Raw genomic sequence first — 8159 nt, forward strand, 5'->3', positions numbered from 1 at the left:
CCACCTGATCGAGAATTTTTTCTGCAAACTCAAGCAATTCCGCGCCATCGCTACCCGCTATGACAAAACCGATTGCAACTTTCTGGCCGCCATTTTTCTCACTGCAGCCGTTATCTGGCTCAATTGAGGACACGCCCTAGGTGCTGAAAAGTGGGAGCAGGGAAGTTCGGGGCGGAAACTATTTGCTGTGGAATGACTTTCGGGACGTTCTGGAAGGAAGCAGCCGGCAAATGGCGCGCGACAGCCAATTGCGTTTGGCAAGGCGATTTTCGCGCGAGCGTTCGAACTCGGCATTGAAGAAGGCTTTGGTGAGTTGTCCCGGGGTCGGCGTGTAACCGTGGCGTGCCAGCCAGGCGTCTCGGGCTTCCGCCTGAAGCCGATAAAAAGCAATATCGTAAGCCGTATTGGCTTCATAGCTGAGCGGCTCGTCGTCGAAATGGATTTTCAGCTCATCCAGCCGCTGGCGGAACCAGGCAGTCAACTCGTTCAGAACGTACTCGTCGGATGCCGTCATTTTGGTAAGCCCATCTCATCTGTCGCCTTAATTGTTAAGATTTCCTTATCGCCGATGAAGTTCAGCAAGTCGAGTACCCTACGTATCACGCCCGAGGCGGCATTTTGCCGCGGCCGGACCGACAAGCTTCGATCCGCCTTCCAATAATCACGCCGGAAAGTCCCTATCCGCTGCCCTTCGAGCCCATCCGTGCGAAGGCGACGATCCTGCCACCCGTTCCCCTACCCGGGGATCGCGGCCGAGCGTTTCGATGAATTTCGCGGATAGTCGGGTTCACTTTTATCGGACCTCCGCCAATAATCTCCTACTCCAAGTTTTGTGAGTTGGCCCGATTATGAACACAGAAGAGATATTCAAGCGATTGCGGATTGGCTTATCGCTGGTGGTTGGATTTTTTACCGGCAAGTTTCTGGCAACCACCATGCAGCATCACGCTTCGGAATTCTTTATCGGCGGTTTCGGGGTGGGTTTCGTTTTGACTCAGTTGGTCTATTGGAGCATTGAGTCTCTTTCGGGAAGCAAGCGCTCCGAGTGATTCGGTTTGAGCACGAAAACTTGACATTGCATCGCCGTGGAATCGCTCTATTGGTTGTCTAATGTAAGGTGACGGGCCTTTAGCGAAGCGGTTTCATTAGAGGAGACGCATGCCATGTATCTCAAACGGAAAAAAGACGGACATTTGATCGAGGTCCTCGGTCTCAACGATCTGGTCAATCCGACACACAAAAACGTGGTCGGACGCTTGCATTGGGGCGAGGAGATGCAGGACCCGGAAAAATTCCCCAAAACTGAACTGCTGTTTCCGTCCGGCGAAGAGCTTCCGGTGTGCTGGAAGGACGTTCATTATCGGGACAAGGAACTCCCCGCGAGTAAACCATGAGAACATCGGAGCAGCCGCGCACTCCGAGTTTTCATCCCGAAGCGAGGCGGTGCGCATGCCGCGTCGTTTCGGGCACGCGGTAACGGACCGTGCAGCGCATCACCCATTCGACGGCCGTTTCCAAAGCAATGCGGTGGCCGGGCGATACGTAAACCGGTTTGACGCCCTGTCGCGTCCTTAACACGGCGCCGATCCTCTCCCCCTTGTCCGAAAGCGGAACCCAAGCGCCGCGTTGGTTCGGGACATCTTCATGAGTCCCCAAAAGCCGCGTCTTGCCGACGCCAATTGTTGGGATATCGGTCAGCACACCCAAATGACAGGCTATGCCTAGCCGGCGAGGATGCGCGTAGCCTTGACCGTCGACCAGAATCAAGTCCGGCAGAGCCCGCAGAGCTTTCAAGGCATCCAAAATCGCCGGGATTTCCCGAAAAGATAAAAGGCCGGGAACATAAGGAAAGGAGGTGGGCCGCCGCGCTATAAGGCTGTCGATCAGAACCAACTCGGGGAAACTCAATATCGCCACAGCAGCCCGCGTGACGGTGCCGCCCTCTTCGAAACCGACGTCCACGCCGGCTACGCAGTGGACCTTCTCCGGCAAATCGTCCCGCAAGCTGACCAGGTGTCGGAGCCGGTCCTGGATGGCGATCGCCTCTCGCGGTGTTACGTCCCAGGCATGTTCGTGTCGTAGTTTCAATTTCAACGCCGATTTGGTGGGTTACGCCTTGACGCTGCGCTTCAGGGCTAACCCACCCCACACACTTTTCTCTCTGAAGGGTGTCGCAAAAACCCTGAACTGTAAGGCCGGGATAAGCCTGTCCTGAGCCCCGTCGAAGGGGCGATAGCCGTTCCCGGCCGGCGCGAAATACAGGGAACGCTGACGCTTATCCCGGCCTACAGACTCCGTTTAGCCTCATCCCACAAGGCATCCAATTCCGCCAGGGTGGATTCGGCCAGGGTCTTTCCCCGAGCCGCCAATTGCGTTTCGATATGACGAAAACGGCGAATGAACTTCCGGTTGCCGTCCCGAAGCGCCGTTTCGGCATCGACCTTGAGGTGGCGCGCGAGATTGACAACCACGAACAATAAATCGCCGATCTCCTCGTGGATATGGCCTTGGTCACTCGCGGCATAGGCGGCTTGCAGCTCGTCCAATTCTTCCCTGACCTTGTCGAAAACCGGCTCTATTTCCGTCCAATCGAAGCCATGCCGGGCTGCCCGCTTCTGCAATTTCTGCGCGGCCATGAGCGCCGGTAAATTCACCGCGATTCCGCTTAATGCGCTGTCGTCGTTCGCTGTTTTGCCTTTTTCCCGGCGCTCGGCGACTTTGGACGATTCCCAATATTCATGCCTTTCGATATCGGTTTCGAATACGGTTTCACCGAAAACATGGGGATGGCGACGTATTAGCTTTTCGCTGATGGCATCGGCTACGTCTTCGAAAGTAAACAAGCCGCGCTCCTCGGCGATCCGCGAATGAAAAACGACCTGCAAAAGCAGGTCGCCCAATTCTTCTCGCAAATCCTCGGCATCGCCGCGTTCCGCCGCATCGGCGACTTCATACGCTTCTTCCAGCGTGTGAGGAATAAGACTCGCGAAGTCCTGCTGCAAGTCCCAGGGACACCCTGTCTCGGGATGGCGCAAGCGCGCCATGATGTCCAATAGCCGCCGGGTGTTCTTCATGTAAATCAGAGCTCGGAGCCGAAGCTTTCCCGATAGCGCTCCTTGAACGCATGCAGGGTGAAACTGTGATTTTGGGTGCCGTTGGTTTCGACCTTGATAGCCCCCATCAGCGAGGCGATGCGGCCGATGGTGGGCCAGTCGAATTCTTCCAAAAGGCCATAGATCAGCCCGGCCCGGTAGGCGTCGCCGCAACCAGTCGGATCGAGCACCGCACTCGGCTTTGCCGGCGGTATTTCATGACTGGTTCCGTTGGTGTAGATCAACGAACCCTGTGCGCCCTTGGTAATGATCAACGCCTCGACACGCCGCGCGAGTTCTTCGGGCGCAAGACCGGTGCGGTCCTGCATGAGCTGGGCTTCGTAATCGTTCAAGGTCACCCAGGTCGCCAGTTCGACGAAATGGAGGAGTTCCTGTCCATCGAACATCGGCATGCCCTGGCCGGGATCGAAGATGAACGGGATGCCGGCTTCCGCGAACTCCACGGCATGTTGAACCATGCCGTCCTTGCCGTCCGGCGCCACGATGCCGATGCGGATGTCGCGATCCGTGGGCACCCGGTTCAGGTGGGAAAATGACATCGCGCCCGGATGGAAAGCCGTGATCTGGTTGTCGTCCATGTCCGTGGTGATATAAGCCTGGGCCGTGTAGCTATCGTCCAGGACCTTGATGAAGTCCTGGTTGATGCCGCAATACCCCATCCACTGCGCGTAAGGCATGAAATCCTTGCCGACCGTGGCCATGGGCAAGGGATCGGCGCCCAAAAGCTTGAGGTTGTAGGCGATATTGCCGGCGCAGCCGCCGTACTCGCGGCGGAGTTCCGGAACGAGGAACGAAACGTTCAGGATGTGAACCTGCTCGGGCAGGATGTGATGCTTGAACCGATCCTGAAACACCATGATGGTGTCGTAGGCCATGGAGCCGCAGATTAACGCTGTCATTCTTTTCTTACCTTTTTATCGAACCAAAACCAGTAACCAGACCGCGCCGGCGAGAACTAGCGAGAAAAACACGGCCGCCGACCCGATATCCTTGGCGCGCCCGGACAGTTCGTGCCGTTCGAAACCGATGCGGTCGACGGTCGCTTCGACGGCACTGTTCAACAATTCGACGATCAGGACATTCAACAACACGCCGACGAGAAGCGCGCGCTCGATGCCGTCCTGACCGATCCAGAGGCCTAAGGGAACGCCGGCGAGGACCAGCAGACATTCCTGCCGAAACGCTTCCTCGTTCAGCCAGGCCGCGCGGATGCCGGCGATCGAATTGGTAAATGCCGCATAAAAACGGGTGATACCCGTGAGGGTTTGTCCAGCCATGTGGGTTGTTATCGGGATTTGTAGGCGAGATCGGGATTTCGCGCCGCCCGGACTTCGTCCAAACGGCGTACCGGCAGCGAATGGGGCGCGCTCTTGAGCAGATTCGGGTCAGCTTCCGCTTCTTTCAGAATCGCGGCCATGGCCCGGACAAACGCATCCAAAGTTTCCTTGCTTTCCGTCTCGGTCGGCTCGATGAGCAAACATTCGGGAATCAGCAGCGGAAAGTAAACCGTCGGCGCATGGAAGCCATAATCCAACAGGCGCTTGGCGAAGTCCAGCGCCGTGACATGATGCTCCTTGGCCAGCCGTTTCAGGGTAATGATGAATTCATGAGCGGCTCGGCGCTGCGGAAAGGCCGGCTCGAATCCCTCCTCGCTTAGTTTTTTGAGCAGGTAGTTGGCGTTCAGCGTCGAAAACTCCGCCACCCGCTTCAGTCCCTCGTATCCGAGCATTCGGGCGTATACATAAGCGCGCAACAAAACACCGACATTGCCCGCGAACGTGACCAAGTGCCCGATGCTGTGGGGCCGCTCGGTTTTGGTCAGCATGCGATAGCGGTGTTCGTCCTTGGTTACGACGGGCAACGGCAGGAACGGCAGAAGCTTGTCGTTCACGCCCACGGGGCCTGCCCCCGGCCCGCCGCCGCCATGCGGGGTCGAGAAAGTCTTGTGGAGATTGAGATGAATGACGTCGAAGCCCATATCTCCGGGACGCACTTTGCCGGCGATGGCGTTCAGATTGGCGCCGTCGTAGTAGAGCAAGCCCCCGGCTTGATGAACGATGTCGGCAATTGCCCGGATGTGCTGGTCGAATACTCCCAGAGTCGAGGGATTGGTGAGCATGATGCCGGCGGTCTGCGGACCGACGGCCTGTTCGAGGGCTGCCACGTCCACGTTGCCGTCGGAATCGGTGGCGACTTCCCGCACCCGAAAACCGCCCATGGATGCCGAAGCGGGATTAGTGCCGTGCGCGGCGTCGGGCACCAGCATTTCGGTCCGCGCCGAATCGTCCCGCAGCCTGTGGTAAGCACGAATCATGGCGACACCCGCGAATTCGCCCTGAGCGCCCGCCGCGCAAGCCAGCGAGACCCCGGCCATGCCGGTAATTTCCCCGAGTATTTCTTGCAGTTCGTACAAACACGCCAAGATTCCTTGCCCGGCTCGCTCCAGCGCAAGCGGATGGGTATTCAGAAACCCGGGTAAACTCGCCAGGTCATGGCAAACCTTGGGGTTGTACTTCATGGTGCAGGAGCCCAAGGGATAAAACTGGGTGTCGATGGAAAAATTGTGTTGGGATAGACGCGTGTAATGGCGGACGGCGTCCAGCTCGGACACTTCGGGCAGCCCGGGGTGGGTCTTGCGCAACAAGTGATTGGGGATAACCGGAGATTCCGCGGTCTCCGGAAGCAACTGGGCATGAGCGGCGCGTCCGGGACGCGAACGGTCGAAAATCAGCATTTTGTCGGCTCCAATCTCGGCTTCTTCAGCCTTGAGATTGTGAAAAAATCTCCGTGTCCAACTAGCGACGCCAGTTCCCGTGCGTATGATTCGATATCCTCCTGGGTACGCGTCTCCGTTACGCACACCAGAATGGCCTCGCCTAATTCAGGGTAATCCCGCTTAAGCTCGTAGCCTCCGAGAATTCCCCGTTCGGCCAAGCCGTCCGTTATCTCCTGAGCGGGCCTGGGCGTGCGGAAAACCGCTTCATGGAAAAAAGGCTCCGAGAAAACCCGCTCGACTCCGTCGATAGCGGCCAAGCCATTCATCAGGCTCAGCGTATTTTGATGGGATTGCAGCGCCACCCGTCTTAATCCCTCCGGCCCGAGCAGCGCCATGTAAATCGTCGCCGCCGTGACCATCAATCCCTGGTTGGTGCAGATATTGGAAGTCGCCCGGCCGCGGCGGATGTGTTGCTCTCGCGCCTGAAGCGTAAGTGTGAAACCGGGCTTGCCGTCCAAATCCACCGTACGGCCCACCAAACGTCCGGGCATCTGGTGTATGTGCTCCTTGCGACAGCACATAAACCCGAAATACGGTCCGCCGCCGGACAAAGGTATACCCAGAGGCTGGCCGTCCCCGCAAACGATATCGACACCCTCTTGCCCCCATTCGCCCGGCGGTTTGAGCAGAGCGAGCGCTATGGGATCGACCAGCGCGATGGCGATGGCGCCGTTGGATTTGGCCCAATCGGTCAGTTCGTCGACGGCCTCGAGCACACCGAAGAAATTGGTTTGGGGAATGACCAAGGCGGCGATGTCCGTTCCCGAATGGATTTCCAGAGAGGCAGGATCGATGCGCCCGGCCTTAACGTCATAAGGTAATTCGATCAGCTCTAGCGCCTGGCTGCCGACGATCGTCTCCACCACCCGACGATAAAAAGGATGCACGGTCTTCGGCATCAGAATGCGGCGCGAGTGCGATTTTCGGTTCGCCCGCACCGCCATCAATACGGCCTCCGCAAGGCTTGTAGCCCCGTCGTAGAGCGAAGCGTTCGATATATCCATGGCTGTGAGACTCGCCATCATGCTCTGGTATTCGTAGAGCACCTGCAGCGTGCCTTGGCTCGCTTCCGCCTGGTAAGGGGTATAAGCGCTGTAGAACTCGCCCCGGCTGGCCACGGCCCAGACCGCGGCGGGAATGTGGTGCTCATAAGCACCGGCGCCGGCAAAGCATAGAAGCGGACGATCTTGATGAGCCCGCGCCTTCATCAGGCGTGCAATTTCCATCTCCTTCAAGGCGGGCGGAAGATCCAGCACGCCGCAACGTAACTCCGCCGGTATCTCGTCGAAAAGCCCGTCTATCGACGCTACACCGAGCGCCGTAAGCATATCGCGGATATCTTCTTCGGTGTGAGGGATAAATGGCATGGGCTAAGGCATCGCTTGCTAATTATTCCTGCTTCTGCCGGAAGGCAATGCGGTTGAATTAGATTGTAGGCCGGAATAAGCCTGTCCTGAGCCCGATCGAAGGGGGTCAGCGCTTCAGGCACATTGGCTACAACACGCCTAAACCACCAGCGTTGCCGCCGGAAGGAGAGCTAAGATTGGAGACAAATTAGTAAGCCGCTCAATCGGCTCCAGCGTCTGCTTTATAAGCTTCGGCATCCAGAAGGGCATTTAGTTCGGAAAGATCGTCCGCCTTGACGCAGTACAACCAAGCGGCATAGGAATCTTGGTTAATCGCTTCCGGAGCATCTGACAAGGATGTATTGACCTCGACGATTTCCCCGGATACCGGGCTATAGATATCCGAAGCCGCTTTCACCGATTCGACCACGGCGCACGCTTCGCCCGCCTCAACTCGCCGGCCGACTTCCGGCAGCTCTACGTAAACCACGTCGCCCAATTGCTCCTGGGCATGATCGGAAATGCCCACACGCACATTCCCGTTTTCCTCCAGTTTCGCCCATTCATGGGTTTTCGCATATCTCAAATCGTCCGGCAGTCTGCTCATCGTCCTACCCTATTCCTATTCGTCAAAAAGACCGACAACTACGGTCAAATTACGGGAAAACAAAGCGACGGTAAAGAGCGGTATATACATAGCGATTGAGACCAATACCTGCGATTGCCGGCAATATCAAGATTGGTACGGGGAGTTCGGCCGTCGGCGCTTTTCTAAAACTACACAGACAGGACTTACGCAAGACGCATTTCTAGCGAAGGATTTTTAAGTTGTCGAATAAGGTAGTCATCCAGTAAGCCGTGCTTGAGTTGATAGACCGTTCGACCGGTTTGAGCCGCCAAGGACTTGAGCCGGACCCAGACCAG

The 8159-nt window shown here is 57.3% G+C and carries 10 protein-coding genes and 2 pseudogenes; 3 read left to right on the forward strand and 9 right to left on the reverse strand.

The features are described 5' to 3' along the window. Window positions 1-127 (forward strand): transposase (locus VEB01_RS19955; protein ID WP_414675399.1); only part of this gene is annotated, 127 nt, incomplete at its 5' end. Between the two features lie 51 nt (window positions 128-178). Here the strand turns inward: VEB01_RS19955 and VEB01_RS19960 are convergent. Beyond that, window positions 179-514 (reverse strand): hypothetical protein, encoded by a 336-nt coding sequence (locus tag VEB01_RS19960; RefSeq protein ID WP_324878550.1) that lies wholly within the window; start codon window positions 512-514, stop codon window positions 179-181. 334 nt (window positions 515-848) lie between these two features. Between VEB01_RS19960 and VEB01_RS19965 the strand changes: the two genes are divergently transcribed. Further along, window positions 849-1049: a hypothetical protein gene (locus VEB01_RS19965; RefSeq protein WP_324878552.1), complete on the forward strand. Its 201-nt coding sequence runs from the start codon at window positions 849-851 to the stop codon at window positions 1047-1049. A gap of 114 nt (window positions 1050-1163) precedes the next feature. Then, entirely contained in the window at window positions 1164-1394 is a 231-nt protein-coding gene (locus tag VEB01_RS19970; protein WP_324878554.1) for an acetyltransferase, read from the forward strand. A 31-nt stretch (window positions 1395-1425) separates the two neighbouring features. On the opposite strand, the gene nfi is transcribed toward VEB01_RS19970, so the two are convergent. From nfi to VEB01_RS23250, 8 genes and pseudogenes are all read right to left on the reverse strand, one after another. After that, entirely contained in the window at window positions 1426-2088 is a 663-nt protein-coding gene (nfi, locus tag VEB01_RS19975; RefSeq protein ID WP_324878555.1) for a deoxyribonuclease V, read from the reverse strand. A 197-nt stretch (window positions 2089-2285) separates the two neighbouring features. Next, a complete protein-coding gene (mazG, locus tag VEB01_RS19980) occupies window positions 2286-3074 on the reverse strand; it encodes a nucleoside triphosphate pyrophosphohydrolase (RefSeq protein ID WP_324878557.1) in 789 nt (262 codons plus the stop codon). A gap of 5 nt (window positions 3075-3079) precedes the next feature. Continuing rightward, window positions 3080-4012 carry a carbohydrate kinase family protein gene (locus VEB01_RS19985; protein WP_324878559.1) on the reverse strand — a complete coding sequence of 311 codons (933 nt, stop codon included), beginning with the start codon at window positions 4010-4012 and terminating at the stop codon, window positions 3080-3082. A gap of 15 nt (window positions 4013-4027) precedes the next feature. Next, entirely contained in the window at window positions 4028-4390 is a 363-nt protein-coding gene (locus VEB01_RS19990; protein ID WP_324878561.1) for a diacylglycerol kinase, read from the reverse strand. 8 nt (window positions 4391-4398) lie between these two features. After that, the gene (gcvPB, locus tag VEB01_RS19995; RefSeq protein WP_324878563.1) at window positions 4399-5847 is read right to left on the reverse strand and encodes an aminomethyl-transferring glycine dehydrogenase subunit GcvPB; all 1449 of its coding nucleotides are present in this window, start codon (window positions 5845-5847) and stop codon (window positions 4399-4401) included. Window positions 5848-5906: 59 nt separating this feature from the next. Further along, a pseudogene (gene gcvPA, locus VEB01_RS20000) lies at window positions 5907-7256 on the reverse strand (aminomethyl-transferring glycine dehydrogenase subunit GcvPA); the annotation flags it as partial. 199 nt (window positions 7257-7455) lie between these two features. Further along, window positions 7456-7842, reverse strand: coding sequence for a glycine cleavage system protein GcvH (gcvH, locus tag VEB01_RS20005; RefSeq protein ID WP_324878565.1), 387 nt, complete (start codon window positions 7840-7842; stop codon window positions 7456-7458). A 185-nt stretch (window positions 7843-8027) separates the two neighbouring features. Then, window positions 8028-8159: pseudogene (locus VEB01_RS23250) on the reverse strand (IS701 family transposase); the annotation flags it as partial.

It is taken from the genome of Methylocaldum sp., from assembly GCF_035627495.1.
In the GTDB taxonomy this organism is placed as follows: domain Bacteria; phylum Pseudomonadota; class Gammaproteobacteria; order Methylococcales; family Methylococcaceae; genus Methylocaldum.